We start from the raw sequence: 25,572 nt of genomic DNA on the forward strand, positions 1-25,572 counted from the left end.
CCGCCAGGAAAAATTGCGGCTGTGTGTTTTTATTTATCTTTCTTCTGTTTTTCATTCGGCAGCTGGACGGAAGGCGTCACACCTGACCCGCCGCTTCCGTTATAAAACTGCGGCACCTCTCCTTGAATCGCTTTAATGGAGACCGGAATATTATTTGTCACGACTGATGTCTTACTGGCAAACGGAATAATGACCTTTACTTTAATTTCTACAAAGATGCTAATATCGATCAGGGCATTGTTAATGCCGTACGGCTTTATTTTTGTTTTCACATCAGTTAACGCATCGCCGATCAGGTTAAAGCGCACGGGGATTTTCGGTCCGAGATTCCCGAGAATGCTGTTTCCCGTGACCTGCCCTAAAGGGATGCTAATCATAATTTCATCGGCCGTTTTCGCGCCTTTTTCCGTTTCATGCTGCTTATTGTTCGACTCCGCTTCCTTCAGATGAGCCTGGAGCTGCTTTGTCACTTTCGCCTTCATACTGTTGACCATTTGTGTATTAAAATCCATCGTTGTGACTTTTCCGTTTTCATCCGTTTTCATATCGACCATATCTTTCACATTGTCGCTGTGAGACATGTATTCTTCAATGGATTCCGTAATGACCTCTGTCGCCACCCGTTTGGTTTCCATTTCTCCGATGTTCATCAGCACCGGTTTGATTGAGGAGTTGATCATCCAGAGGCTGATGACCGTCGATATGATAAAAAAAGCAAACGACAGAAGAAGCACATATCGAAAAGGCAAAGGCCCTCTCTTGCGAAGAGCGCTCCGGTATCTAGGCAAGAAAAATCCCCCCTTACATATCACAATGTATGCTTGTAAGAGGGGACATAGTATTTTATTTTCACTCTTAAAAAGTCCCGCTTACCTTCACTCGGGTGAAATGGAACGGCGGACAGCTATATGACATTACCGCTGCCGCGCGAGCTTCCAGGCGAGCAGATCTCTTAAAAACTCCGGCATAAAGTATTGTTTTTCTTTTGAATCGCGGATGTAAGGGAACAGCTTTCCGAGTGTAAACATATCGAGAACGGCAACCGAGTATATCCGCTCCGGATCAATCTCTTCTCCGTTCACTTTCACATTGAGGAGATGCGTCACACCGTCTTCAAGAATGCCGGCCTCTGCCTCCGCTCCGGCATATACCATCCTGCCCATCACTTCCCCGCGGAAGCCGAGACCTTTTATCCGCAGCTGCTCCATTTGTTCCGAGGCGGCCTGGCTGATTGTTTCCTGGAGTTCCCTGCCTGAAAGACGAACGGCCACCGGATTGATCGGATGAGGGCAGATACGGTGCAGGTCAAGCTTTGTGACAGGCCCCTTCTGTAAAGGCCCCAAAATGACGCCTGAATTCACCATGCTGACTTCACAGCCGCACCAGCTTTTCAGCGCTTCGGCTAATAGAAGCGGGAGCGGCGATTCCTCAAACCACTTCACGCCGGCTTCTTCATTCAGATTGGCGACTTGTACGGAGAGCAGGTTTTCCGCTTCCCGTTCTTTCTCTTTCAGAAAAGCCGCCGTATCTTCAGATTCCCCGTGCCAATCAGCCATTTTCTGTACAGATGCCTGTTTGTTGACAATGGTTCGTGATTCACTTTCTATCGTCAGCTCGACACAGCCGACATAGTTCCCGTATTTCTCCGCACATGCAAGCAATACGCCGTTTATGTCCTGTCCGTCCTCAAGAAGGTGGTGCGTATGTGATTCAAGAATGACATCGATGTCCGGAAATTTTTCCGCTGCGGCCCGGTCATCGATCAGGCCTAAATGAGAAAGCAGAATGATGATGTCCGCTTTGCCCTTGATATCGTCAAGTGATTCTTGAATGCTTTTTTCCGCATTCGTCACTGTCCAGCCGAGTTTTTGATAGACGGGATAATACGGCACCGTGACGCCGAGTATGCCGGCGGTCATCCCGTTTTTCAGCGTTTTAATCACGTAGGGCTCGGCCCATTCCGGCCGCTGTCCGTCCGCGTCAAACAGGTTGGACACAATGACGGGAAACGCAGCATGGGTATATAAACCCGCCAGCTCATCGTGAGGCAGCGTAATTCCTTCATTATTCCCGACGGCAGCCGCATCAATCTCAAGCCGGTTTAACAAGTCGACATTCGCTTTGCCGAAGGTCGCTTCCGTTATCATTTGGAATCGGTCCATATGATCGCCGATGTCAAATACGAGTGTTTCCTCCCCGTTTTTTTCATGCTCACTTCTCTTCTGCTCAATATAATGTACGATTTTCGGCCAATTTTCGAAATGGCTGTGCAAATCATTCGTATGATATAAACGGAGCTTCTCTAACATACCATCTCTCCTACCTTTTAGCTGAATATCCCTTGATAAATCAATTCACAGCCGATCAAAATCAAGACGACCCGCATGAAAAGCACGATCGTTTTCGTCTGCACCCGCTTATTGACCCACGCGCCCATTTTGCCGCCGAACCACGCGCCCGGAACGAGGCACAGCGCATACAGCCAATTGACATGGCCCTCTGCGATATGTGACACGGAACCCGTCACGGAGGATAAGAAAATAATGAGCATTGACGTCGCCACAGCCACTTTCGGCGGGAACAAAAATAACAGCATCATGGCCGGAACCATAAGAGAGCCGCCGCCAATGCCGAAAAGACCGCCCAATAAACCGACGAAAAAGGCAATCACGATACCGGTGAAAATACGGTACGAATATGTATAAAGCTCACCTGATTCATCCTCATATGTCCGGATCATGCCTTTATGCGCTTTATTGACCGGTTTTGCTTTCGCCTTCAGCATTAATGTAATGGAAATCAAAATCATAAAAAGTCCGAACCAGACGGAAAACGTATGCGCATTAAAAAGTTTAGACAAATACGCGCCGATGATGCTTCCCGGGCCGGAACCGATAAAAAAGATCAGTCCGCTTTTGTAGTCAACGGTTTTATATTTCATATAGGCCAGAGTTGATGACAGTCCCGTAAAAATAATCACCAAAAGGGACGTGCCGATGGCTGTCTGCGGTGTTACGTCATGAAAAAACGGAGTCATCGTGCTTAAATAGAGCATCGCCGGCACGATGATAATTCCTCCCCCAAGCCCGATCAGGCTGCCGACCGTTCCCGCGATAAATCCCAATATGATCAAAATAAGATAAGACATGTGTCTTGAAACCTCTTTTCTAGCTGAATAGGTCGAGCTGCTTCGGAGCAAGCCCGGTATATGAGATATCTAACATTTCAAGCATCTCAAGCCCGTTATCGGCGGCGTCTCCGCCTGAGTTATTGTTGAAGAGCACATACAGATTGCGCGACTGTTTTTTCAGCTCCTGAAGATTGTTTTTCCAATCTTTGAGCTCCTGTTTGTTATAGCGGTATAAATATCTGACCTCACGCCAGTTTTGTCCGCCGTCTGGTTTGATCCAGCCCTGCTTGTTCCGCCCGTGAAAACGGACAAGCGTTTTTTCTTCATCCGTTGCTTTCAGGACGGTCGGAATGCTGCCCTCGCCGATTTGCGGCTCGTCACATATGCTGTGAATCCAGCCTTCCTCCTTCATAAAGGAAAGCGTCTGTTCATAAAATGGCGGGGAAAACCAAGACCGGTTGCGGAATTCAAGCGCGCACGGAATATCGCCCATCTGCTGCCTGCACCATCTTAAATATGCGACGTTTTCTTTCTTGCAGTCAAACCACGGCGGGAATTGGAACAGCACCATAGCAAGCTTTCCATGCTCTATATACGGCGATAATGACAGCTTAAACGCCTCAAACATTTCTTCCTTCGATTCAAAGGGAATATCGCCGCGCTGATGGCCCGTCATTCCTTGATATGCCTTAATGACAAATTGAAAAGATTCCGGCGTCTCTTTGACCCATCTTTCATTATTACGGGCGGGCTGTATCGCGTAAAAGCTCGCGTCCAGCTCAACGATGGGAAAATGGGAGGAATACACCTGCAGTTTTTGCGGGCCCGCTGTTTTCGGCGGATAGATGCTGTCATGATCCCCCCACCCCGTCAGTCCGATATAAATCACAATCCTTCACCTCTCACTCTAGTTTATCACAGGTGTTTTTCTCTTTCCGTTTCCATGTTTTTTCTGAATGCACTTTTCAGGAACCGGTATTGGTGTTCATTGGTGTCCGAAAATGCCTCATCTCTGGAAGAAAGAATGTGCTGATAGACGATCGGCTCTGAAAACTGACCGCTCGTGAAATCATATATCTCCCCGTCTATTCGGTTATAAAAATGCCAGCTTGTGCCGGTTTTTGTTTTGAGAATGTCACCGCCGTAAACATCTTGGATGACTAAAGCCGTTACGCCGCACTGGCCTTTGGCCGGGCAATCTTCCGTCCATTTTGTACTAGTCTTGCGCGACCAGGATGCCGTTAATATGTTCAAGATTTGATTATACAATGTGTTTTACTCCTTTTTATAAAAAGATACCACGAGACCCGCTTTCCAAACGACAAAAAAAGCCGATTCTCATCAGAGAATCGGCTCTTTTATTTCAGAAGGCTTCAGGAATGTTCCGAAAGCCCCGTTCTGCTTACCCACGCCATCCTGGTACACACAGCGCCCCTTGCTGTAGGTCACAGCAATTCGGTATGGAAAGGTGCGGCCTTCATACAGGCTTTGCTTATGTTTGGAAAACATCGTTTCTTTTGTGACGGTAAAAGGTTCCGGCCGGACAATGGCAAAATCAGCGTCAAATCCCTCTTCAAGCCGCCCTTTATTCGTTAAACCGAAGCGCTCGGCAGGTGCTTCGGCCGTCCATCGGGCCACATGTTCAAACGGAATCCCATGATCGAGCGCTAATTGAATCATGCCGAGAAGCGTAAATTGGCCTCCGCTGATCCCGCCCCACGACAGAAACATATTATCCTCGCGTTTCAAAGACGGATGACAGGGAGAATGATCCGAAGACACCATATCAATCAGGCCCTCAGCCAAAACTCCGATCAATTCCTCTTTATCAGCCTCTGAGCGGAGCGGCGGGGCGCATTTGGCGCCCGCCCCTTTTTTGAGGAAGTCTTCAAAGCTGAATAATAAGTAGTGCGGACACGTTTCAACGGTGACATCCAACCCGTCTTTTTTCGCCTGCTGAATGGAGAGCACGGCCCGTTTCGTGCTGATATGTACAAAATGAAGCGCGCATCCCGTCGCTCTTGCATATTCAATCGCCCGCTGCACAGCCTCGCATTCGGCTTCTTCCGGACGTGAGGAAGCGTAAGCGCGGGCATCAATTTTCCCTTGGAGCGCGTACTCGGCTTCAAGGAATCGGGTGAGGGCGTCGCTTTCTGCGTGCAGGGCCAAAATCTTGCCGCACGCCGCGATTTCCTTCATTCCCTTTAAAAGAGTCCGTTCATCGGCTGATTGAAATTCATCCGTTCCCGATTTAGACAGAAACGCTTTAAACGCGATTGCCCCCGCTTCTGCCATCGGCCGGATATGTTCGGTATATCCGGGCATCAAACCGCCCCAAAGCGCAAAATCAACCGCTGACTTCCGTTCGGCGATTTCCGCCTTTGCCAGCAGGTTTTCAGCAGTTACCGTCGAAGGGATGCAGTTAAGCGGCATATCAAAATAAGACGTACAGCCGCCGGCAGCCAGCATGTTTGAGCCGGTTTCAATGCCTTCCCATTCTTCGCGGCCGGGTTCATTGAAATGCACGTGACAATCGACCGCGCCCGGAAACACATACATGCCGTCCGCCTGCACCACTTGTTCCGCGTTTTCGTCAATGCCGGGCCCGATCAAAGCAATTTTCCCGTCCTTGACGGCGATATCAGCCCGCTCTGTTCCGCCTTTTCGCACAGCTTTCGCACCCTTTACAATTACGTCATAGGCCATTTTATCTTCCTCCCTGTAAGGATGACGATTTTCTGTCAGTTTTTATCACAACATGCGTCTATGATTGCCAGTTTACTGCTACTATGATCGTAATACATCAGCAAAACCGCTATTATTTTTGATGATTTTTATTCATATTAACCAATGGTTGTCTTTAGAACCTGAAAGGAGATTGACTGATGAACATTTATGACGTGATGAAGATTCCCGCTTATGAGCGGGCCGCATTAATCGCAGGCAGATCCGGCGGCTGGAGGGAGGTGCAGCACGTCAACATGATGGATGCGCCGGACATCGCTGATTTTTTACATAAAAACGAATTGCTCGTCACGACGGCTTACCACTTGAAGGACCGCCCGCAGCTGTTGAAAGATTTGATCCGCCTCATGGCAAAACGGGGCTGCGCGGGACTGGGGATCAAAACGAAGCGTTATCTTGATGTCATTCCGAAAGATGCCGCGGAGCTTGCCGACCGGTATGAATTTCCGATTATTGAGCTGCCGGAAGACATCAGGCTCGGAGATATCGTCAACGCCACACTGAGCCATATTCTTGATATGCGTTCAAATGAGCTGCAGCAGGCCATTTACGCCCACAAAAAATTCACAAACCACATCATGAGCGGCAAAGGGCTTCAATCCCTGCTTAAGAAACTCTCAGACATTCTCCGGCTTCCCGTGCTGCTTTTGGATCAGCATACAAAACTCTTATCATCGTCCCACCGCATACCCATTGACACGTCTTTATTGAAAAACATCTGTTATTCCCTTTCCGGGCCTTATTTCACCTGCTTTTCCATGCTGTCCGACAAAAAGGCGTATTCTGTCCTGCCGATTCTGAATGTTGAAAAAAACTGCGGTTATCTGGTGATTCCGGAGCTGGTGCAGACCGCTGATAAAGGCATGATTTTGACAATTGAACAGGCGGCCAACGTCATTTCCTTTGAACTGTTGAAAGAAAATGCCGTCAAACAATTCAGCAGACGGGCGCGCAATGAATTTTTCAGCAATTTCATCGACCGCTCGTTTACCGGCCATGAAGAAATCAAAAGCCGTGCCAAAGAATTCCGGCTCCGCTGGGATCAAAAATACATGTGCATTTGCGGAAAACTTGACCGAAATGAGAAAACGATCAGCTTTACCGAAAATCAGCTCGTTTCTGATCATGTATTTGATCTGCTTGAAGGGGAGCTGTCATCCTTTCCGTTTCCCCCTCATCTCTTTATTAAAGGAAATGTCGGTATTCTTTTAATTGAAGCGACAGACAGCTGGAATGAAATGCACGCGTCTGTCATCAGCTTTTTGGAGCAGTTTCAAAAGCAGGTCCGGGCGCAGTTTAAACGGACTGTCTCCTTCGGCATCTCAAACATATGCCAAAAGCTGATCGACGTCCCTGACGCCTTTACCGAAGCTTCAGACGCCATTTCATCCGGGCATTTGTCCAGAAGCGCGGAGTTTATTCAAATCTATCATGCCAAAGACGTGCCGGAGCTGCTCCGCCTGCTTCCCGCGGAAGATGTGAAGAAGTTTTACGAAGCCACCCTCCAAAGCCTGGCCGACCGGCAAAAGGAGGACCAGAGCCTGCTTCATACGCTGTCTGTTTACCTGGAGACCCACTGCCAGATTTCAGAAACGGCTAAGCGCCTGTACGTCCATCGAAATACGGTGATCTATCGTTTAGAAAAATGCGAGGAACTGCTCGGCAAAAGCTTAAAAGATCCGGAGACGACGATGCGCCTGCGGCTCGCGCTGAGAATGCAGCGGCTGATCGGTTAAGGAATCGTTAGAGACAGGGATGCGGGTGTTCTCCCGCATCCTATTTAAGGTGGATTCATTCAGCTAAATTCTCAAAATGCTGCCATCAAAATCCTAACGAGTATCCTTTCAGGAAGCCGTGAGCGGCCTTCTCAATTTCTGTAGCTGTCATGAAATCCCCGTGAGCATCCACTGTGTCCGGCTCATAAACGATACCGTAAACAAGTTTTTGTGCATCTGCTTCTTTCGCAAGGATCTTTACTTCCTTGTGAAAGTTCGGATGTTTTTCTGATTTCATAAAATAGAACTGCTTTTGATTAGCAGCCTTGTCTACATAAGAAACATGTGTGGTTTTGCTTAGCAGCTCTCTCGATGTTGTTTACCTACTTTCAAGAAAAAACACCATTAAACCTAATGGTGTTGTGTTTACTCTGGACTTTGTTCTTGTAGTTTGTCTTCATTACTTATATTTAAAGCTAGGTTTGCCAAAGTTTCCTCCCTTTTTTGTTCATCTTTTATTTGAGAGATTAGAAAATTACTGAAATAAAAATGATGTGTATTAACAATCCTATTATGAAATTCAGTTAAAGAGTTAATTGAATTAGTATGCATTTTCAAGTAAATAGCTGCTATAAAGTTAGAGAGTATTCCTGCAAGCGCACCAGTTGCCGCTACTATTATTTTATTTTGCGGATTACCCAATATATTACCCGATATCAAATAGAGGGTTATTCCTATAAAAACGAAACCCAGAACAATACAACTGATCCCAACCCAAAACACAAAAGAGTTTTGTCTAAGATTAAGGTCATAATATCTTTTCAATTGTAAATCATGTTGCTTAAAAAGAGTCTCACTTCTATTTTTCAGAGAATCATCACTCTGCAGTAAGTCAATTTCCCTTTCAATATCATATATCATAGTGGTTAATCGTTGATCTAGCATGACATGTGCCAAAACACTTAAAGTGATACCTATTAAAAAGCAGCTTAAACTCACCATAAGATTAAGTTCTGATCTAGTAGTTACAGAAAAAAAAACTAAACCAAATATTGCATAAAACATTCCACATATAAAGAACACAGCTTTTCTTTTTTTTGCCTTAAGTTCTAATAATGTCTTTTCCCTCTCAAGGTATTTAAGATCACTTTGTCTATTACTACTTATTATTTCTGACTCACTCTCTCTTGGACTAAACGAATTTCCCATTTTATAACCTCTTTACTTTTTTTATAAAGTAAAGAGGTTATAAATAAAATGGTTATATGATACATTTTTAACATTAACGATATTTATTCCATATTTGCTAAAGCTTCACTCCGAATCTTTTCTTTTTCGTCAGCTGACAAGCCTAAAACCTTGTTGTCTACCACAGGCGATAGAACGCAGTGACAACTAACCCGCTCAGCGGCGGAAAGCTTTGTGTCTCGCTGATACATACAGGTTTCGCTGCTTCCTGGTATCTTGAATTCTTCGTCAACACCAACAGTCGAACACATCAAGACCAAAAACCGCTTATGACAGGCCGTGCAAGGGGATTTTATAAAATTTCCGAAAAAGGAGGGACGGTTCCCCTCCGTGAATCGTAATGAAGCCTCGTGTGTTGGCTAATGGCTGTCTGGATAATGGTCTCACTGTCATCCTGGAATAATCACTTACTTCTATAAGTCTTTCTTTTTAACAGAAACCGCAGATATAGCAGCAGAAATAGCTATCCGCTCCGCTTCTTATGCACTCTCTGTAACATGGAGAATTATAAAAAGGAGGGCGCGCGGAAACATAGGGGGAGCTCCCTGAATGGGTCAATTGATGGGGCCATGGATAAGAATTAAATTCTTGCCGCTGATACAAATGGAATGACGGGTAATAATACAACATTTTCAACTCCTTTTCCGTACACCATATTGTACTTACCGACATCCTTTTTAGATGATTGTCTCTTGCATAATTGTGTGTTGGCCTAATTGCGGGCTTTGATCTGCAAAATTCGTGCAGGGGAACCATCACAACATCTTCCGTGAGAGGTTTTATAAGCTAACCTCTCCTTGTTGTCACCAATCAACCCCTACACCCGGCTGAACGGTTCGTATTATCCCAATGACCCGTTTAGGCAGACTGTTCTCACTCTGCATGCGAAACAGCAAATACCAACACCGCTGCTTTTTCCCTTTCTTCATTTACGCCGATCTATGTTGTTCCCGCCTGACTGCCTTCTTTTTTGATCAACTTCCGGCAGATCAAATTCGTCAGACTCCTCAAGAGATAAAGCTGGTTTTACTATATCTACACCTGTTCCGGTTTCCATTCGCGCTATGCTTGAGCATACGGAACAACTGATTTCCCTATAATTCACAATGGCGTTCGATATGATTTTCCCTCTATGCGCATCTCTGCAATTTCAGAGATGCAGACAGCCGAAGAATAAACGACAATAGCAAAAAGCCTCCGGATACACGGAGGCTTTGATTCTTATCCTTGCTGCGTGAACGGCCGTGTCTGTGTCTTTTTGCCCCAGCCAAGCGCGGCCAGAAAACTGATGGCGAGAATGGCCGCTCCCAGCATATACGGAAATTCCATATTTAAATCAAAGAGAAAACCGGCGGCTGACGGTCCGGCGATATTCGCTAAGCTGATGAATGAGGTGTTCATCCCTCCGGCAAACCCCTGCTGGTCACCGGCAAGCTTCGACAGCATCGTATTAACCGCCGGCCGGAGCAGCGATGTCAGCGTCAGGAAAAAGATTGCCGCGGCAAAAACGGCCCAATATGAACCCGCAAACCGGCACCACACAAGTCCTGCAGCAGCCCCGATCAACGTCACGTTAATCACGCGTTTTTCCCCGAACTTGCGGACGAGATAACTGACGCCGACCGCCTGCACAAACACGCCGATGAGACCCGCAGCCGTAATAATAAAGGCAATATCAGACGCTTTAAATCCGTGTTTATGGTCAACGTAAAGGCCGAAAACGGATTCAAAGTTCATAATTCCGAAGTTCAGCACAAAAACCAGAATCAGCATAAACGCGAACGGCGATTTGAGCGCGCGTGACATTTGCTTAAACAGATGCTCACGTTTTTCCGTTTTTGCCCGGGCTTCCAGCTGCTTTTCACGTCCCAGCGTTTCGGGCAGAAAGAAAAATGAAAGCACACTTGAAAAGCAGGCAAGACTTGCAGACACGATGAACGGCACAGACATGCCATAATGAACCAAATAGCCTCCGACACCGGGCCCGATGACGACACCGAGCGTCATCGCCGCGCTGAACAGCCCCATTCCTTTCCCGCGTTCTTCTTCGGTCGTAATATCCGCTATGTAAGCGAACATTGACGGCATTAAAAACGCCGCGCCCATTCCGCCCAAAAGGCGGGATGCGAACAATTGCCACAGGCTTCCGGCAAAAGCGAAGATCAATTGTGACACGGCAAAGGCGGCGATGCCGAAAATAATCAGTTTCCGCCGTCCGTACTTGTCGGTTATTTCCCCGGCAATAGGCGCAAATAAAAGCTGTGTAAGCCCCGCCGCCGCAACAAGCAGACCCATCGTGCTCCCCGTCGCGCCGAATTCGGTAATATAGGTGGGCATAATCGGAATAATCAATCCGATTCCAAGCATCGCAATAAACATATTCAGCATTAAAATTGACAATCGGCCTATGTACGCCATGATTTCTTACCTTCTCCCCAGACAAACAGATGATCATTCCATATTTGTCATTTTTTATACCATTCAGTATAACGGGCAAAAGGGAAAAAAGTCCAGATGATTTCAATCTCGTTTTCAAGTCTCATGACAGCACACCGGTTTCAGCCGGCAGATCATATATGTTAAGGGCCGCCTGCAGCGCTTCCCCGGCTTTAACGGCAACTCCGTGTCTGATCAGAACCGCTTCAAGTCCGGCCAGCACAAACAGCACATTTTCCTTTCTGCAGCTGTAGCCCATCGTTCCGATTCGCCAAATTTTACCCTGCAGCGGACCGAACGAGCTGGCGATTTCAATTCCGAATTGAGACAAAAGCATCCTTCTGATCGATTCGCCGTCTGCTTCCGGCGGAATCTTCACACATGTGACGACAGGCAGCTTCGCCTCCGGATCGCCGAATAAATCAAGGCCCATCGCTGCAAGTCCCGCCGTAAGCGCTTTTTCATGACGCCGATGCCTGCGGAACCGTTCTTCAAGTCCTTCTTCCAGGACAAGACGCACACCCTCCCGCAGCGCATAAAGCATTGCTGTCGCTTCTGTGTGGTGATTCAGCCTTCTTTCACTCCAATAATCTTCGAGCTGGCTCAGATCAAAATAGTTGCTCGTAATAGGCCGATGACCGGACAGCATGTTACCGTCAGCCGCCGTCGCAATGCCCCGTTCTACCTTTTTACGCGCGGCAATGACAGCGGCCGTCCTGTCATTATAAGTAATCGGCGCCATTCCGGAAGGGACCGATAGGCATTTTTGCGTTCCCCCGATGACTGCGTCAATCTTCCACTCATCCGTTTTTACGGAGCAGCCTCCGATCGTGGCCACGGCATCCACGATAAAGAGTGCGTCTTGGGCGCGGCACGCTTCCCCGATTTCTTTCAGCGGGTGAATCCGCCCCGTTGATGTTTCTCCGTGCACCATAGCGACGATTTTCGGGGAAATCTTTTTCATCTCGCTGATAATCTCTTCAGGCCGGAAGACCGTTCCCCATTCACACTCGATCGTATGAACATCCGCTCCGTATCGCTCGGCGATTTCAGTCAGCAGGTATCCGAAGCGTCCGTATATCGGAACGAGCATGCTGTCGCCCGGTTCTATCACACTTGCGAGAACAGCCTCAATCCCCGCTCTTGATGTGCCGTCAATCGGATAGGCCCAGCGGTTTTCCGTTTGAAACAATTCACGGAGCATTTGCATCGTTTCGTTCATGATGCCGGTAAATGCCGGGTCAAACTGGCCGATGATCGGAGCGCCCATCGCCCTCAGCACTCTCGGTTCAGCTTCTGTCGGTCCCGGTGTCATAATCGTTCTTTGCGGAATGCACAATTCTTTTCTGGTCGGCACGCCGATTCCCCCTTTACGTTAATAAGCAAGTTTATGTAATACATTCGCCAGCGTAAGGACGCCGGTTTCAAGCTGATGTGCGGGTGTGAATTCGAGCGGCGAGTGGCTGATTCCGCCACGGCTCGGCACAAACAGCATGCAGGCCGGAAAGGTTCTGCCGAGCATCTGGGCGTCATGTCCCGCTCCGCTTACGATCTTCTCCGGGTCCGCCCCCTGCTCTTTTGCAGCCTCTGCTGCGGTTCGTGTCAGTGTCTGATCCATTTGAACCGGCTCTATCCTCATATATTCATCAATAAAGGGTCTGACTCCTTTGCTGCGGCTGATGTATTCAACAATCGATACCAGTTTCTGATGAAAGGCTGCCAGCACGTCTTCCTGCCGGTGGCGAATATCAACGGAAAACTGGATACGGCCCGGAATGACATTCGCCATATTCGGTTCAACCGTCATTTTCCCGCACGTCAGACGGAGCTCTTCCGGCTGTCTTTCCGCTGAAAGCATCAGTTCGTGGATGATGCTGCTTCCCGCCGCGAGCGGGTCTTTCCGCCATTTCATTGAAGTGGTGCCGGCATGGTTGCATTCACCGTCAAGCGTAACGGTATAGCGTCTCTGTCCGGCAATCCCGGTGACAATCCCGATATCCTTTCCTGATCGTTCAAGCGTTTGCCCCTGTTCAATATGAATTTCCAGAAAGGCACTAATATCAGTGCGCAGCGGCGCTGGATAACAGCCTGCACCGAAGCCGTTCTGCCGCATGGCTTCTCTCAGAGAAATGCCGGACGCGTCTTTCGGCGTTTCCGCATCTGAAAGCGAGAAAGCACCGGTGATATTGCCTGAGCCCCAATAGGTGATGGGAAAACGGCTCCCTTCCTCTTCACAGAGCGACACAGCCTCCAGCGTTTTTTTCGGACGCCCGCACGTCTCATGCAAATGCCGGATCGCCAGCATGCCCGCCAGCAAGCCGAACGCACCGTCATATTTTCCGCCGTCAATAACGGTGTCAATATGCGATCCGGTCAGAATCACCTCATCAGGCGATTCTGTGCCGTTCAGCCGGCCGAACACGTTACCGACATCGTCAAATGCCGTTTCCAGCCCGAACGCCTCCATTTTCTTTTTGACGGCAAGCTGGGCGTCCATCCATTCTTTCGTATATAAAAGCCTCGTCACTCCGCCGGAAGCGGAAGCGCCGAATTGAGACAGCCATTGTATGTCATCGGAAATCCCAATATTCGCCGCCGAAAGCTGCTGATGTTCCATACACGCCCTCCTTTTAAACTGAAAAACTGACAAGATGATCTTCATTATAGAAGGAGCGCATAACGAGTTCATTATCATATCTTCCAAAAAATCAATGATTTTCCGGATACTTTGACCAATAAGCCGAAGGAACTATTTTTCAAAAAAGATAGAATATTAGATTTATTTTTTGGATAATAGAGGTAAAGGAGGGCAAGTCATGACAAAAAAACTTTGGTTTCTGCCGATTGTCTGCCTGTTTTTCATTTTTGGATGGGCCGCGCCGTCAGCCTCTGCGGGCGCGCCGGCTGACACGAATCTGTACAGCCGGATGGCGGTTTCAACTGCCGGCGGCACAACTCTTTTTCCGCAAACTGCCTCAGCTGTCATCACTCCGTCTGCGGATACGGACACATATTACAAAGAAGCTTCCGGAAAAAGCGGAACAGCCTTAAAGAGCGCCCTGCACCGCATCATCAGCGGACATACAAAGCTGTCTTACAGCCAAGTATGGAATGCATTGAAGGAAACTGACGAAGATCCGGCAAATCCGAACAATGTCATCTTGCTCTACACCCAGGAATCACGGGCCAAAAGTAAAAACGGCGGCAGCGTCGGGGACTGGAACCGCGAACACGTGTGGGCAAAGTCACACGGAAACTTCGGAACAGCGGCCGGCCCCGGGACGGACATTCATCATCTGCGCCCTGCAGACGTCCAGGTGAACAGTGCCAGAGGAAACATGGATTTTGATAACGGCGGCTCAGAATACCCGAAAGCGCCGGGCAATTATTACGACGGTGATTCCTGGGAACCGCGCGATGAGGTCAAAGGAGATGTCGCCCGCATGCTGTTTTACATGGCGGTGTGTTATGAAGGAGAAGATGGGTATCCCGACCTTGAGCTGAATGATAAAACCGGAAACGGCTCAGCTCCTTACATGGGAAAACTGTCCGTTTTGCTCAAATGGAATCAACAAGACCCCGTCGACAGTAAGGAAAAACGGCGGAACGAAATCATTTACGAAGACTATCAGCATAACCGCAATCCGTTTATCGACCACCCGGAATGGGCGGACGAAATCTGGTAATCGTATCATAAGAAGTGATAAGGGAGCCCTGATCATCAGGCTCCCTTTTTCAATATACGGCGTTTTCAGTGTCGGCATCAAAAAAGACGGCCCGGTTCATATTGACCGCAAGCAGAATGGCATCGCCGGGTTTCACCTCTGAAGCGCCGTCAAGACGGATCGTCATGCGGTCATCTCCGCTCACCGCATGAACGTACATCTCCGCGCCTAAGTTTTCACATACTTCCGCCACAGCGCGGCACGCCGCTTCAGGCGGGTGCTCTGATTGTCCGGCAAGCGTCAAATGCTCCGGACGCAGCCCCGCAATCATCTCCTTACCGCTGTATCCTTTCTGCACAAGAACGGCCGCTTTTTCTTTCGGAATGGGCAGACGAACGGACGAACCGGCAAAATACCATTGCCCGTGACTTTCTTCAATGACGCCTTTTATAAAATTCATACTCGGAGAACCGATAAAACCCGCCACAAACATATTCGCCGGATAATGATAAATCTCATGGGGGCTTGCGGCCTGCTGAATATCTCCTTCATTCATCACGACAATCCGGTCGCCCATTGTCATCGCTTCCGTCTGATCATGCGTTACATAAACGATGGTCGCTTTCAAACGCTGATGGAGCTTGCTGATTTCCGCGCGCATCATCACTCGCAATTTCGCATCTAAGTTGGAAAGCGGCTCGTCCATCAGAAACACTTTCGGCTCCCGCACGATCGACCGGCCGAGCGCAACCCGCTGCCGCTGTCCGCCTGAAAGAGCCTTCGGTTTCCGCTTGAGCAGATGCCCGATTTCCAAAATATCAGCGGCCGTCCGGACTCGCTCTGCGATTTCTTTTTTCGGCAGCTTTCTGAGCTTCAAACCGAACGCCATATTGTCAAACACCGTCATGTGGGGATACAGCGCGTAATTCTGAAAAACCATCGCGATATCACGATCCTTCGGGGGCAGATCGTTCACCGCGTCTCCGTCGATATAAAGCTTCCCCTCAGAAATGCTCTCCAGTCCGGCAATCATTCTGAGTGTCGTAGATTTGCCGCAGCCGGAGGGACCGACAAGCACCAGCAGCTCCTCATCTTTTACATCTAAGTGAAAATCCTTCACTGCCGCCGATTGGGCGCCGTATGTTTTTTTGATATGGTCAAATGTTAATGATGCCATTCGAAACCTCCTCCAATACTGGAAACCGCCACATCTTTCTGTTATGTTAAAAATGTTCGGGGTTTCTGACAGATTCATAAATGAAAAGCAAATTTGTATTATAACGTCATAATACATATAATAGTACTACTACTTGACAAAGGAGGTCCGTCCCATTGTTAAATAACGGGAGCTCGAAACCTTTATATATTCAGCTGAAACAAATTATCGCGGACGATATCAAGAAGGGCGTTTATTCGCCGTCCGTAAAACTGCCGACTGAAAATGAGCTGTGCGAAACGTACAACGTCAGCCGCATAACGGTCAGGAAGGCCATCCTTGATCTTGTGGAAGAAGGCTGGCTCGTCCGGCAGCAGGGAAAGGGAACGTTCGTTAAAAGCCCTAAACTGAAGCGGGAGCTCATCGCGGTCAACGGCTACTCTGAATTTATGGAATCAACGGGGAAAAAACCGAAACACCAGATCCTTTCCCATGAAATCATTGAAGCGCCTAAATCCATCGCCCAAAAACTTCGCGTCGCTTCCGAAAGTCCCGTTCTTGAATTAAAACGCATTTTATTTCACGACGACCAGCCGCTCTCATTCGAAATCGCCCACTATCCGCTCAGTTTATTTCCCGACATCGGCAAGCATATTAAAGGCGGCGTGTCGATGCATGACATTTTGAAACAGCACTATCAGGTGGTGCCCACCCATAATACGAAGCTGTTAAATGTCGTATACGCCAAGCAGGAAGAAAGCCGCTATCTGGCTTGTGATATCGGGGATGCGCTTTTTGAAATTGACAAAACCGCTTTTATGTCAAAAGACCAGCCGATATACAGCTCGCTGTTTGTAATGCATACCGACCGCGTCACATTTACCATTAACAGTCCCTATGCGTAACAAGTATAAAAAACGAGACAATGCTTATCGTATTCTCGTTTTTTCACTGCTTTTCCCGCCGCCCGGCCTGTAGGGATGCCCGTAACCGAACGCTCCGAACCCTCCGCATGTTTTGGCAGCCGTCCCGGCGGCCGCAGTAAGCGCTCGCCGAATATCCTGATGCTCGAAGAAATCGGTAAGAAACCCGGCGATAAAAGAATCACCCGCGCCCAATGTATCTATTATATCAGCTCTTACCACCGGCTGATGATAGACGCGTTCCCCATCCGATAACACCGCGCCATATTCTCCCCTTGTCAGACAGACGATTTTCGCTCCGAAACCGCGGGCTTTTTCGGCAAGCCGCACACATTCACTTTCACTCAAATCACTCCCGGAAAAAAACGCATACGTCACGTACGGACAGACCGCTTCTAAATAGGCTTCGTCACGTTTTACAGAGAAATCAAAGGAAATCGGCACATGGCCGCTCAGCATCGGAAGATCACGTTCTATCCTGCTGTATACGCTCGTATGCAGCAGATCATGCCCGGCGATAAATGAGATGTCATTCTCCTGAAAAGCGAGCGTCAGACGCGATTGCACGCCGCCTTTATTTGATCCGGCAAATATCCTGTCCCCTCTTTCATCAAGCGTGACGACTGCCATCCCGTTTTCGCCGTATGCCCGGCGGATCAGGTCGGCATTCACCTTTTCCAGTTTCAGCACATTCAATACGTGATCCGCCGCTTCATCACTGCCGAGAATCCCGATATAAGAGGTTTCGTGGCCTAAGCGCCGGGCAAGCACGGCTACGTTTAACGCATTTCCGCCCGGGTAAAACGTCTCCTGATCCTGATAATAATCTACTACATTATCTCCGGCCGCTATCAGTTTCATCTTTTCATCCTCCTTATCCTTTCACGCTTCCCGCTGCAATGCCGCGGATAAAATATCTCTGCATCAATAAAAACAGCGCGATGATCGGAGCAGCAGAAATCGTCAGCCCGGCCAGCAGCACGCCCCAATCCGTCTGCAGCGCATCTCTGAACTGCATCAGCCCGGCCGGAATCGTCCGTAAATTTTCATCATCGATAAAAATAATCGCAAACATAAACTCATTCCATGTATGGTAAGCCGTCAAAATGCCTGATGTCACCAGAATCGGCACGCTCATAGGTAAGAATATTCTGGAAAATATTCCGAAACTTGTACATCCATCCAGATAGGCAGCTTCCTCAAGCTCTTTGGAAATCGACAAAAAATAGGAACGGATCAGAATCACGGTAAACGGAATACGGTAGGCGGCGTACGGAAGAATCAATGCCCAATACGTATTGTACAGTCCCAATGACTGGATAATGGAGTACAGCGGCACAAGACTGACCTGCGGCGTCAGCATCAAGCCGCCAAGACAAATGATCAGCACAAACCCTTTTCCTTTAAATTGAAAACGGGCCAGCCCGTATGCCGCCCAGGCGCTCACAAATACGGTGATGAGACAAGTCAGCACGGTCACAATGACGCTGTTCATAAAATAAGCGGAAATCCCTTGGTTCCATGCGGATACGAAGTTTTCGGGATGCCAGACAGAGGGCAGCGACCAGCTGTGCTCAAAAATCTCATCCGAGCTTTTAAAGGCGCTGACCGCCATCCATAACAGCGGATATGCAACGGCAATGAGGTAGATAAAGAGAAACAGCCACACAGACGTTTCCCCGATATACCATTTTCTCGGTTTTCCGCCTGTTCTGACGGCCTGACGGGCATGACACAAGTCCGTCTTTTCAGGAAGCATCGGCTACTCCTCCTTTCCGGTCTTAAAGAATTTCATCTGAATAAGCGACAGAGCAAGCGTCAGCAAAAGCACCACCGTCGCGATCGCAGAAGCGTAGCCCATCATATCCTTTGTAAAAGCGCTCTTATACAAAAATGTGCTCAGCACTTCTGAAGCATTGCCCGGCCCTCCGCCGGTCAGAATATACGGTTCATTAAATACGGTAAATGCGCCGGTCAGCGTCATCACCACGGCAACAAACGACATTTCTTTCGTCTGCGGCACCGTAATGTGAAAAAACTGCTGGATTTTTCCGGCTCCGTCCAGCTGCGCCGATTCATATAATTCAGCGGGAATGCTCTGAATCGAGACAATGTACAGCATGGCGATGTAACCGACAGACTGCCATTGAGACACAAAAATGACAGACAGCATAGCGGTGTTTTCATCGCCCAGCCACGCGCGGGTCAGTTCATCAAGTCCGACGGCTTCCAGCAGCTGATTCAAAAGCCCGATTTCCGGGTTATAAATAAAATCAAACAACAGCGCAATGACGGTCATGGAAATGACGACCGGAAGAAAAAAGACCGTACGGAAAAAAGGCGACCATTTTCTTACCAGTCTGTCTTCCAGCACGGCCGCCAGAATTAAGCCGCCGCCAACCTGGCAAATCAGCGATATGACCGCATACAGCACATTGTTGCGGAGTGCTGTAAAAAACACGGGATCGTGAAACAGGTCAATATAATTTTTCAGACCGATAAACGTCTTTTCGGGTTGAAATGAGCTCCATTCAAACAGACTGAAAAACACATTCTCAATAATCGGAATGTAAACGAACAGCAGAAAAATCAGCGCGGGCGCGAGAAACAGATACGGAATGAAACGGTTTCGGCTGACCAAGGAAATCCTCATCTCCTTTCTCCAAAGAAATCTGTTCTATTCAGATGACGCTTTGACTTGACGCGCCGCTTTCTGCACGGAATTCATCACCTCGCGCGGTGTCATTGTGCCGCCGAGCATCTGCTGAACGCCTGCCGCATACACATCGGCGATTTCAACGTCAACATCCATATCAAACCACGGCACCATTGTTTCGGCGCTGACGATATCCTGCACGGCTTCGCGCTGGATCGGGGCGGAATTGTTTTCTGTCGCCGTTCCCTGAACCGCGCTGTATTTACCGACGTCTTTTATCAGCTTCTCTCCCATTTTTTTCGAGGTTAAAAACTGAAGAAATTCCATGGCTTCTTTCGGGTGCTTCGTTTTTGAGGAAATCATAAATCCTTCCGGAGATCCGGTCAGTGCGCGGGGAGATCCCTTTTCGCCGCTGATTTTCGGGAAAGGAAACAAGCCCAGATTGACCGGTTCGACGAGCTTAATTTCTGCCGTTTCCGCGTAAATCATCGCCGCTTTGCCGCTCGTAAACTGCTGGCGCACGTATTCGTGATCAACGGAGTTCACGTGCTTTGTAAAGTACGGCAGAAGTTCCTGAAGCTTTTCAAGCGCTTTGACATAGCCTTCGTCCGTAAACTCCCCGGTTTCCGGGCTGTAATCCTTCGCCCGCGTTTTTTCATCCACCATACGCTGGTTCAGCGTCCCGATATAATGAGAAATGGTCCAAGGCGCTTTTGTGCCGAAACTGATCGGAATATATCCGTTCTTTTTCAATTTCTCAGAGACTGTGATCAGTTCATCCCATGTCGCCGGGGGCTTCAAATGTAATGTATTAAAAATGTCCTTATTATAAAAGAATGATTTAGCGTCCATTTGCCACGGAACACCGTACTGTTTTCCGTCATGCGTAAAGGGTTTGACTTGTGACTGCACAAGCTGTGAGGACCAATCTTTATCCTGCTGATAGTAAGACGACAGATCGAGGGCTTTATTTCCTTTGATGAATTTATAAGCAAACCGGTCGCTCCATGAAAAGAAAATATCAGGGGGGCTTGTTGTTCCGAGCATGACTTTCACCTTGTCTTTATAAGAATCGTTTAAGACCGCTTCCGTTTGGATATGAATATCCGGATGAGCGGCTTCAAATTCTTTGACCGCTTCTTCAAAATAGCTTTTTTCCGGCTCCTTCGGCCACCTGTGAAAAAACTTCAGGGTCACTTTTCCGTCAGAGGAACTGCTTTGGCTTGAACAGGCGGCGGCTGACAGACATACAGCTAACAGAACGAACAGGCAGATGAGCTTTTTCAGATGCTTTTCCTCCTTTGTCACCGGACCATAACGTTATATATCATTATAGTCCGGTGAAATATAATGCGCGTTCTTAATATTCGACTTTCCACATGTAACGCCGCTTGCTTAACGGATGGTTCCTTGCTTCCGCCAGCGCATCCGCATAGCTTCTGAGCACCCGGTTTAATACGAGAGGAGCCAGGTAGCCTTTTACAGAATCGTCAATTCCGGAAAAATCATATGCTGCCGCATCAAGCACAGTCAGTTTTTTGCCGTATCTTTTTGAGAAGGAAAGCGCCCGCTCTTCAAGGGGTCTTGTTTCGTCTAAGCCGAGCAGGATAATAAATGGAACGGATTCATCAATGATTTCGAACGGTCCGTGAAAATATTCTCCGGCATGAATGGCGTGGGAATGAATCCATTGCATTTCCATGAGAATGCAGATGCTGTAGGAGTAAGCGACGCCGTAGTTCGCACCGCTTGCCATCGTGTAAATGATATCTTCTTTTTCGTGGGTTTTCGCGAATGCCTTTGCGTGATCCGCTTCTTGTTTAAGCGCTTTGTCATATACGGTCTGGAGCTTATTGAGTCCGTCGACCGCCTGCTCAAACGCGGGATGGTTTTCCAGCACGTGTAAAGCGCCGAACACGATTTGATACAGAACCCCATAATTCGTATTTATCGCCTGTGCGTTCTCACCCCAGTCATACACCGCGACATATTCGGCTTCTTTCGCTAACGGCGAATCAGGCTCAAAGGTCATCGCAATCGTAAGCGCGCCTTTTTTTCTGGCGAAACCGGCGGCTTTCACCGTTTCCGGCGTATTGCCTGACTGAGAACATAAAATCACGAGAGAGTTCTCCCCGAGCTGAACGGGATTGCGCTGAATAAATTCATTTGAACTGTAGAGATCAGAGCTGATGGCTTTCGCCTCTCTGTCAAACACGTACTTGCTCGGATACATAATGGCTGAAGAACCTCCGCAGGCGACGAAAAAGACGTGATCAATCGTTTTTCCTTTCAGATCATCCAAGAAAGCCTGAACCTTGTGATTCACTTGTGCGGCAGTTTGACTCAAATCCTTCACTCCTCAGTATTTTATTATATAATGTTATATAACATTATATAACGTTATATTAATCGCAACAAAGGTGCGTTGTCAATCATATTTTCTGAAATTTCTAAAATATAAAATAGACACGTCTTATTTCCCGCCCTCTCTTGACCTGACCCTTAGAGACACGTTTAGAATGAAAAGCAGGGAGTGATTCAGAATGAATATAAAAGAAGCCGCCAGGCAAACGGGTCTCACGAAAAAAGCCATCAAATGAATACCGAAAAATGAACTTTTTACACTAAAATACTATAATATGTAAAAAGGGAGTGTTCATATGTTTTTGATGAATGATAAAGTGCTGTGGGGAGCTGTGGTTCTCGCCTTTATTCTGTCGATTGTGTTTTATCCGTTTCTTCCTGCTGATATGGCCATTCACTATGACGTGTCGAACCGTCCGAATACATCAATCAATAAAACGGCCGGCGTCCTGATTTTTCCCGTGCTCATGATGATCTGCATGTTATTCAGAAAAAAGGTCGTCCAGCTATTCCTCGTCGTTTACTGTCTGCTGATCGTGCATATTGCCGTGATGTGGCTGGCACTGTAAACATAAAGAAAACCGGAGCCCTTAAGCTCCGGTTTTTCTTATTTATAAAATACTTTCTCAATGTTGTATTTCGACTGAAGGGTATTGATCGCGTACGTTTCGTAAATCTCCCTTTCCATCGGATCATTTACGACACATACTTCAATTTTATACACTTCGTCCCTGTGATGTTTAACAGGCGACACATTGTCTTCAAAATGCTTTTTGATTCTTTGTCTTAATTTACGGGCTTTCCCGACAAACAGCAGCTCATCATGAATGTTATAAAACATAAAGATGCCGCCTTTGTCTCTCGGAATTTGGTGAAAATCAATGAAACCGTAAATCGCTTTAATCGCCGGTTCATTCTCCGACGGTGACTGCTGCCGTTCCGTAATGGTTACATCAGGAGCAGGAAGGTTTATTTTTATCAAATGGGTCACGTCCTCTTATTCATTAAAGCTCCATCCTATCATAAGAATGCGCCAAAAGCTATTTTTTATTCAAGCGCCCCGGCCGGATCATAAAGGCTCAAATCAATTTCCGTCTGCTGCCCGAGCGCGAGTTTCGCCAGTTCAGCCCCCAGATACGGCCCGCTCGTCAGTCCTGAGGCGCCCAGCCCGTTGGCAACGAGGAGTCCGCTGATATTCGGCACTTTGCCGATGACGGGAAGAAAACCGGGAGTAAACGGCCTGAAACCGACTCTTGTCTCTATCATAGTACTGTCTGAAAGCCCCGGCGCCACGGTTAATGCTTTGTCAAAAATCTCGCGGAGACCGCCGGCCGTCACCCGCAAATCCATGCCGGTATCGTTTTCATGAGTCGCGCCCGCTATGATTCTGCCGCTGTCAAAGGCGAGAATGTATTGATCGCTTGGGGGCATGACGACGGGCCAGCCGCCCGTCTCCTCTCCCTGAAGCTCTAAATGAACGATCTGCGCCTTTTGGTATGATACTGAAAAACGGATGCCGAGCGGCTCAAGCAGCTCTCTCGCCCAAGCGCCGGCCGTTACGAGAACCTGGTCGGCAGTAAGCGTGCGTTCTGCGGTTTTCACACCGATGACGGCACCGTCCTCTGTCAATATTGACGCTTCTTCATTGTAAACAGCCGCTCCGTGCTTAACGGCCGCATTTAACAGCGCCTTACGAAGCGCCCTCCCGTTCACCCGGGCCGCGCCGCTGACATGAACCGCCCCGTATTCCTCCGACAGCGCGGGGAACAGCGCCTTCGTTTCTTCCGGAGTCAGTCTTGTAATGTGACCGATTTCAGGAGCGTCCTCTCTTCTTTTATAAGCTCTTTCCTCCATTTGGCTGAGCTTTTTTTCATCCGTATGGAGGCTGACGGCACCGACCTTTTGATAACCGGTTTCTGTTTCTCCGTCAGCTTCAAGGTGCTGTATCAATTGGTTATAATAGCGGGCTCCGCCTTTTGCGATCGCATACCATGCCTGATTGCGGCGCTGTGACAGCCACGGGCAGACGATCCCCGCCGCGGCGTCAGTCGCCTGCCCCGGGTGCTTCCGGTCAATGACCGTTACATCCGCCCCGGCCTTTGCGAGATGATAAGCCGCGGACGCACCGAGAATGCCGCCCCCGATAATTATATAAGACTTCATGTGTAACACCTTTTCTATCTGTTTTGTCTTATTTATTTTAACAAATAGAGCGCCCGGTTCCTACCGGAGTCCTGACAGCAATGATGAGTTTCGAAAACGGAAACGTATAATAAAAGGAATACGTTCTTGTCTGAAAGCCGTTTTCCTCAAGAATCTCTCTGTATTGTGATGTATTTTTTATATCTGACACGGCCAATGTGCCGCCAGGCTTCAGCACCCTCACCATTTCTGCAATCGCCCGTTTCCTCTCTTTTCTGCCTGAAATGTTGTGTACGACAAAATGCGAAATGACAAGGTCAAACGTTTTATCAGGAAACGGCATGTCTTGCGCGAGTCCGTCATACAAATCAATTTCCGGCGCTCCTTCTGCCCGTCTGTTCTTTTCAAATGCGTCTCTCCCGTTTCCGCCCAGATCCCAGCCTGACCATTTGTCAATCGCTGAGACGTCAGCGCCTTTTTGAGCCGCGGCGATGGCTAGCAGCCCCCGTCCCGTCCCAATATCAAGCACCTTCATGTCCGGCTTTAAACCGGAAAGCGCAAGAATGCGATGGCGGTGTAAAAGTTTAATGGCCGTTGAATACAAGAGCATCCAAAGACCGAGCAATAAAAACAAGGTGCCCGTCAGCCAGCCCCAGTAAGGAGGAATCATACCGCATAACGTGGCAGCGGCATAAAGGAGCGCAAGAAAGATAAATCCAAACGCTCCATAAGGCGCATCAATGCCGTATCGTGTTGTCATAACACCCAGCCCTTTCAATATTTATCCAAATGGTATACCATATTATTCTAGCAAAAGCCGAAAGGAGATACGACCATATGAAACGCGGCATTACTTTTGACATCCCAAATCAATTCGGGCGGTTTGCGGCAGATATATTACAACCGTTCCCCATCTCTTCCTATGCGTGGTTTATCGGTGATGGAGAGGCGTATACTGAATTCAAAGAAAACACCGATACAGACCTGTTTCCGCAAAATCAGCGCATCATTCAGGGTCAAGAACTCCGTCAGCGTCTGGAAGGAGACCCTTATTATATGATTTTTGCTGAATTGAAAGCTTTCCCGAGCGGGATGGTAACGGAAATCAATACGTATGAGGAATATTTGGAGAGTTCCTGTGAGCTTGTGCTTCTCATTGCAGATTGCTCGTATGTAACGTTATATTGCAAAGATCCGGATATGCTCGAAGCCCTTTATCAGCAGGCTGTACAATGCGGGTTTCACCGCGTTGACTATGTTACAGATGAGAATGACGCGAGAACGGGATTGTCTGTCTGATGAAGGTGCGTTCTTTTTATGAAGCGCCGGATAGGGCTTAGGATTCAAAATATTGACAAATTCGTGTGTTTTCAACAAAAAAACAACCCCCTC

General features: G+C 48.1%; 24 protein-coding genes and 2 pseudogenes. 5 read left to right on the top strand and 21 right to left on the bottom strand.

Going from position 1 to position 25,572, the window contains the following annotated elements:
• Positions 1–29 precede the first annotated feature (29 nt).
• From yunB to MY7_RS13675, 6 genes are all read right to left on the bottom strand, one after another.
• Positions 30–788 (bottom strand): sporulation protein YunB, encoded by a 759-nt coding sequence (yunB, locus tag MY7_RS13650; protein WP_029325852.1) that lies wholly within the window; start codon positions 786–788, stop codon positions 30–32.
• 126 nt (positions 789–914) lie between these two features.
• Complete coding sequence (locus MY7_RS13655) at positions 915–2,309, bottom strand: bifunctional metallophosphatase/5'-nucleotidase (protein ID WP_007613561.1); 1,395 nt, start codon at positions 2,307–2,309, stop codon at positions 915–917.
• Positions 2,310–2,326: 17 nt separating this feature from the next.
• A complete protein-coding gene (locus tag MY7_RS13660) occupies positions 2,327–3,148 on the bottom strand; it encodes a sulfite exporter TauE/SafE family protein (RefSeq protein WP_007613562.1) in 822 nt (273 codons plus the stop codon).
• 19 nt (positions 3,149–3,167) lie between these two features.
• Positions 3,168–4,019 carry a DUF72 domain-containing protein gene (locus MY7_RS13665; RefSeq protein WP_007613564.1) on the bottom strand — a complete coding sequence of 284 codons (852 nt, stop codon included), beginning with the start codon at positions 4,017–4,019 and terminating at the stop codon, positions 3,168–3,170.
• 26 nt (positions 4,020–4,045) lie between these two features.
• The gene (locus MY7_RS13670; RefSeq protein WP_007613566.1) at positions 4,046–4,399 is read right to left on the bottom strand and encodes a YunG family protein; all 354 of its coding nucleotides are present in this window, start codon (positions 4,397–4,399) and stop codon (positions 4,046–4,048) included.
• A 72-nt stretch (positions 4,400–4,471) separates the two neighbouring features.
• Positions 4,472–5,836 (bottom strand): allantoinase, encoded by a 1,365-nt coding sequence (locus tag MY7_RS13675; RefSeq protein ID WP_007613568.1) that lies wholly within the window; start codon positions 5,834–5,836, stop codon positions 4,472–4,474.
• Positions 5,837–6,015: 179 nt separating this feature from the next.
• Between MY7_RS13675 and MY7_RS13680 the strand changes: the two genes are divergently transcribed.
• Positions 6,016–7,611, top strand: a complete 1,596-nt coding sequence (locus tag MY7_RS13680) for a PucR family transcriptional regulator (RefSeq protein ID WP_007613571.1) — start codon at positions 6,016–6,018, stop codon at positions 7,609–7,611.
• Positions 7,612–7,717: 106 nt separating this feature from the next.
• Here the strand turns inward: MY7_RS13680 and MY7_RS13685 are convergent.
• The 6 genes and pseudogenes from MY7_RS13685 to allC all read right to left on the bottom strand — a co-directional run.
• Positions 7,718–7,954, bottom strand: a pseudogene (locus MY7_RS13685) (XkdF-like putative serine protease domain-containing protein); the annotation flags it as partial.
• A 62-nt stretch (positions 7,955–8,016) separates the two neighbouring features.
• Entirely contained in the window at positions 8,017–8,799 is a 783-nt protein-coding gene (locus tag MY7_RS13690; RefSeq protein ID WP_007613573.1) for a TRADD-N-associated membrane domain-containing protein, read from the bottom strand.
• Positions 8,800–8,882: 83 nt separating this feature from the next.
• Positions 8,883–9,083: pseudogene (locus MY7_RS19330) on the bottom strand (hypothetical protein); the annotation flags it as partial.
• 976 nt (positions 9,084–10,059) lie between these two features.
• Positions 10,060–11,256 carry an MFS transporter gene (locus MY7_RS13700; protein ID WP_007613575.1) on the bottom strand — a complete coding sequence of 399 codons (1,197 nt, stop codon included), beginning with the start codon at positions 11,254–11,256 and terminating at the stop codon, positions 10,060–10,062.
• A 121-nt stretch (positions 11,257–11,377) separates the two neighbouring features.
• Positions 11,378–12,589, bottom strand: coding sequence for a pyridoxal-phosphate-dependent aminotransferase family protein (locus tag MY7_RS13705; protein WP_394852438.1), 1,212 nt, complete (start codon positions 12,587–12,589; stop codon positions 11,378–11,380).
• 60 nt (positions 12,590–12,649) lie between these two features.
• Positions 12,650–13,891, bottom strand: a complete 1,242-nt coding sequence (allC, locus tag MY7_RS13710; protein ID WP_007613577.1) for an allantoate deiminase — start codon at positions 13,889–13,891, stop codon at positions 12,650–12,652.
• Between the two features lie 199 nt (positions 13,892–14,090).
• Here allC and MY7_RS13715 point away from each other — a divergent pair, with 199 nt between their 5' ends.
• A complete protein-coding gene (locus tag MY7_RS13715; RefSeq protein WP_007613579.1) occupies positions 14,091–14,960 on the top strand; it encodes an endonuclease I family protein in 870 nt (289 codons plus the stop codon).
• Between the two features lie 49 nt (positions 14,961–15,009).
• Here MY7_RS13715 and MY7_RS13720 read toward each other — a convergent pair whose 3' ends face one another.
• A complete protein-coding gene (locus MY7_RS13720) occupies positions 15,010–16,116 on the bottom strand; it encodes an ABC transporter ATP-binding protein (protein WP_007613581.1) in 1,107 nt (368 codons plus the stop codon).
• A 155-nt stretch (positions 16,117–16,271) separates the two neighbouring features.
• On the opposite strand from MY7_RS13720, the gene MY7_RS13725 reads away from it, so the two are divergent.
• Positions 16,272–17,000 (top strand): GntR family transcriptional regulator, encoded by a 729-nt coding sequence (locus MY7_RS13725; RefSeq protein WP_007613583.1) that lies wholly within the window; start codon positions 16,272–16,274, stop codon positions 16,998–17,000.
• A 24-nt stretch (positions 17,001–17,024) separates the two neighbouring features.
• Here the strand turns inward: MY7_RS13725 and MY7_RS13730 are convergent, their stop codons facing one another.
• The 5 genes from MY7_RS13730 to MY7_RS13750 all read right to left on the bottom strand — a co-directional run bounded on the left by MY7_RS13730 (position 17,025) and on the right by MY7_RS13750 (position 22,021).
• Positions 17,025–17,879 carry a PfkB family carbohydrate kinase gene (locus MY7_RS13730; protein ID WP_007613586.1) on the bottom strand — a complete coding sequence of 285 codons (855 nt, stop codon included), beginning with the start codon at positions 17,877–17,879 and terminating at the stop codon, positions 17,025–17,027.
• A 13-nt stretch (positions 17,880–17,892) separates the two neighbouring features.
• Positions 17,893–18,777 carry a carbohydrate ABC transporter permease gene (locus MY7_RS13735; RefSeq protein WP_007613588.1) on the bottom strand — a complete coding sequence of 295 codons (885 nt, stop codon included), beginning with the start codon at positions 18,775–18,777 and terminating at the stop codon, positions 17,893–17,895.
• Positions 18,778–18,780: 3 nt separating this feature from the next.
• Positions 18,781–19,671 carry a carbohydrate ABC transporter permease gene (locus MY7_RS13740; RefSeq protein WP_007613590.1) on the bottom strand — a complete coding sequence of 297 codons (891 nt, stop codon included), beginning with the start codon at positions 19,669–19,671 and terminating at the stop codon, positions 18,781–18,783.
• 24 nt (positions 19,672–19,695) lie between these two features.
• Positions 19,696–20,961, bottom strand: coding sequence for an ABC transporter substrate-binding protein (locus MY7_RS13745; protein WP_029325850.1), 1,266 nt, complete (start codon positions 20,959–20,961; stop codon positions 19,696–19,698).
• A gap of 73 nt (positions 20,962–21,034) precedes the next feature.
• Positions 21,035–22,021, bottom strand: coding sequence for an SIS domain-containing protein (locus MY7_RS13750; RefSeq protein WP_029325849.1), 987 nt, complete (start codon positions 22,019–22,021; stop codon positions 21,035–21,037).
• A gap of 313 nt (positions 22,022–22,334) precedes the next feature.
• Between MY7_RS13750 and MY7_RS13755 the strand changes: the two genes are divergently transcribed.
• Positions 22,335–22,607, top strand: coding sequence for a DUF1648 domain-containing protein (locus MY7_RS13755; protein ID WP_007410095.1), 273 nt, complete (start codon positions 22,335–22,337; stop codon positions 22,605–22,607).
• A gap of 38 nt (positions 22,608–22,645) precedes the next feature.
• On the opposite strand, the gene MY7_RS13760 is transcribed toward MY7_RS13755, so the two are convergent.
• The 3 genes from MY7_RS13760 to MY7_RS13770 form a co-directional block, all read right to left on the bottom strand.
• The gene (locus MY7_RS13760; protein WP_007410094.1) at positions 22,646–23,020 is read right to left on the bottom strand and encodes a nucleotide excision repair endonuclease; all 375 of its coding nucleotides are present in this window, start codon (positions 23,018–23,020) and stop codon (positions 22,646–22,648) included.
• Positions 23,021–23,085: 65 nt separating this feature from the next.
• A complete protein-coding gene (locus MY7_RS13765; protein WP_007613597.1) occupies positions 23,086–24,201 on the bottom strand; it encodes an NAD(P)/FAD-dependent oxidoreductase in 1,116 nt (371 codons plus the stop codon).
• Between the two features lie 37 nt (positions 24,202–24,238).
• Complete coding sequence (locus MY7_RS13770; protein ID WP_007613598.1) at positions 24,239–24,940, bottom strand: class I SAM-dependent methyltransferase; 702 nt, start codon at positions 24,938–24,940, stop codon at positions 24,239–24,241.
• A 77-nt stretch (positions 24,941–25,017) separates the two neighbouring features.
• On the opposite strand from MY7_RS13770, the gene MY7_RS13775 reads away from it, so the two are divergent.
• On the top strand, positions 25,018–25,479 hold the full coding sequence (locus MY7_RS13775; protein WP_029325848.1) for a DUF2691 family protein: 462 nt from the start codon (positions 25,018–25,020) through the stop codon (positions 25,477–25,479).
• The last annotated feature ends 93 nt before the right edge of the window (positions 25,480–25,572 follow it).

Source organism: Bacillus sp. 5B6 (assembly GCF_000259405.1).
GTDB lineage: Bacteria > Bacillota > Bacilli > Bacillales > Bacillaceae > Bacillus > Bacillus velezensis.

Bases quoted from the DNA above. Each gene is read 5' to 3' on its own strand.
- MY7_RS13765 (WP_007613597.1), bottom strand. From the start codon at position 24,201: ATGAAGTCTTATATAATTATCGGGGGCGGCATTCTCGGTGCGTCCGCG.
- MY7_RS13755 (WP_007410095.1), top strand. From the start codon at position 22,335: ATGTTTTTGATGAATGATAAAGTGCTGTGGGGAGCTGTGGTTCTCGCC.
- MY7_RS13715 (WP_007613579.1), top strand. From the start codon at position 14,091: ATGACAAAAAAACTTTGGTTTCTGCCGATTGTCTGCCTGTTTTTCATT.
- MY7_RS13730 (WP_007613586.1), bottom strand. From the start codon at position 17,879: ATGAAACTGATAGCGGCCGGAGATAATGTAGTAGATTATTATCAGGAT.
- MY7_RS13770 (WP_007613598.1), bottom strand. From the start codon at position 24,940: ATGACAACACGATACGGCATTGATGCGCCTTATGGAGCGTTTGGATTT.
- MY7_RS13775 (WP_029325848.1), top strand. From the start codon at position 25,018: ATGAAACGCGGCATTACTTTTGACATCCCAAATCAATTCGGGCGGTTT.
- allC (WP_007613577.1), bottom strand. From the start codon at position 13,891: ATGGAACATCAGCAGCTTTCGGCGGCGAATATTGGGATTTCCGATGAC.
- MY7_RS13660 (WP_007613562.1), bottom strand. From the start codon at position 3,148: ATGTCTTATCTTATTTTGATCATATTGGGATTTATCGCGGGAACGGTC.
- MY7_RS13655 (WP_007613561.1), bottom strand. From the start codon at position 2,309: ATGTTAGAGAAGCTCCGTTTATATCATACGAATGATTTGCACAGCCAT.
- MY7_RS13690 (WP_007613573.1), bottom strand. From the start codon at position 8,799: ATGGGAAATTCGTTTAGTCCAAGAGAGAGTGAGTCAGAAATAATAAGT.
- MY7_RS13705 (WP_394852438.1), bottom strand. From the start codon at position 12,589: ATGACACCGGGACCGACAGAAGCTGAACCGAGAGTGCTGAGGGCGATG.
- MY7_RS13740 (WP_007613590.1), bottom strand. From the start codon at position 19,671: ATGAGGATTTCCTTGGTCAGCCGAAACCGTTTCATTCCGTATCTGTTT.
- MY7_RS13675 (WP_007613568.1), bottom strand. From the start codon at position 5,836: ATGGCCTATGACGTAATTGTAAAGGGTGCGAAAGCTGTGCGAAAAGGC.
- MY7_RS13720 (WP_007613581.1), bottom strand. From the start codon at position 16,116: ATGGCATCATTAACATTTGACCATATCAAAAAAACATACGGCGCCCAA.
- MY7_RS13700 (WP_007613575.1), bottom strand. From the start codon at position 11,256: ATGGCGTACATAGGCCGATTGTCAATTTTAATGCTGAATATGTTTATT.
- MY7_RS13735 (WP_007613588.1), bottom strand. From the start codon at position 18,777: ATGCTTCCTGAAAAGACGGACTTGTGTCATGCCCGTCAGGCCGTCAGA.
- MY7_RS13680 (WP_007613571.1), top strand. From the start codon at position 6,016: ATGAACATTTATGACGTGATGAAGATTCCCGCTTATGAGCGGGCCGCA.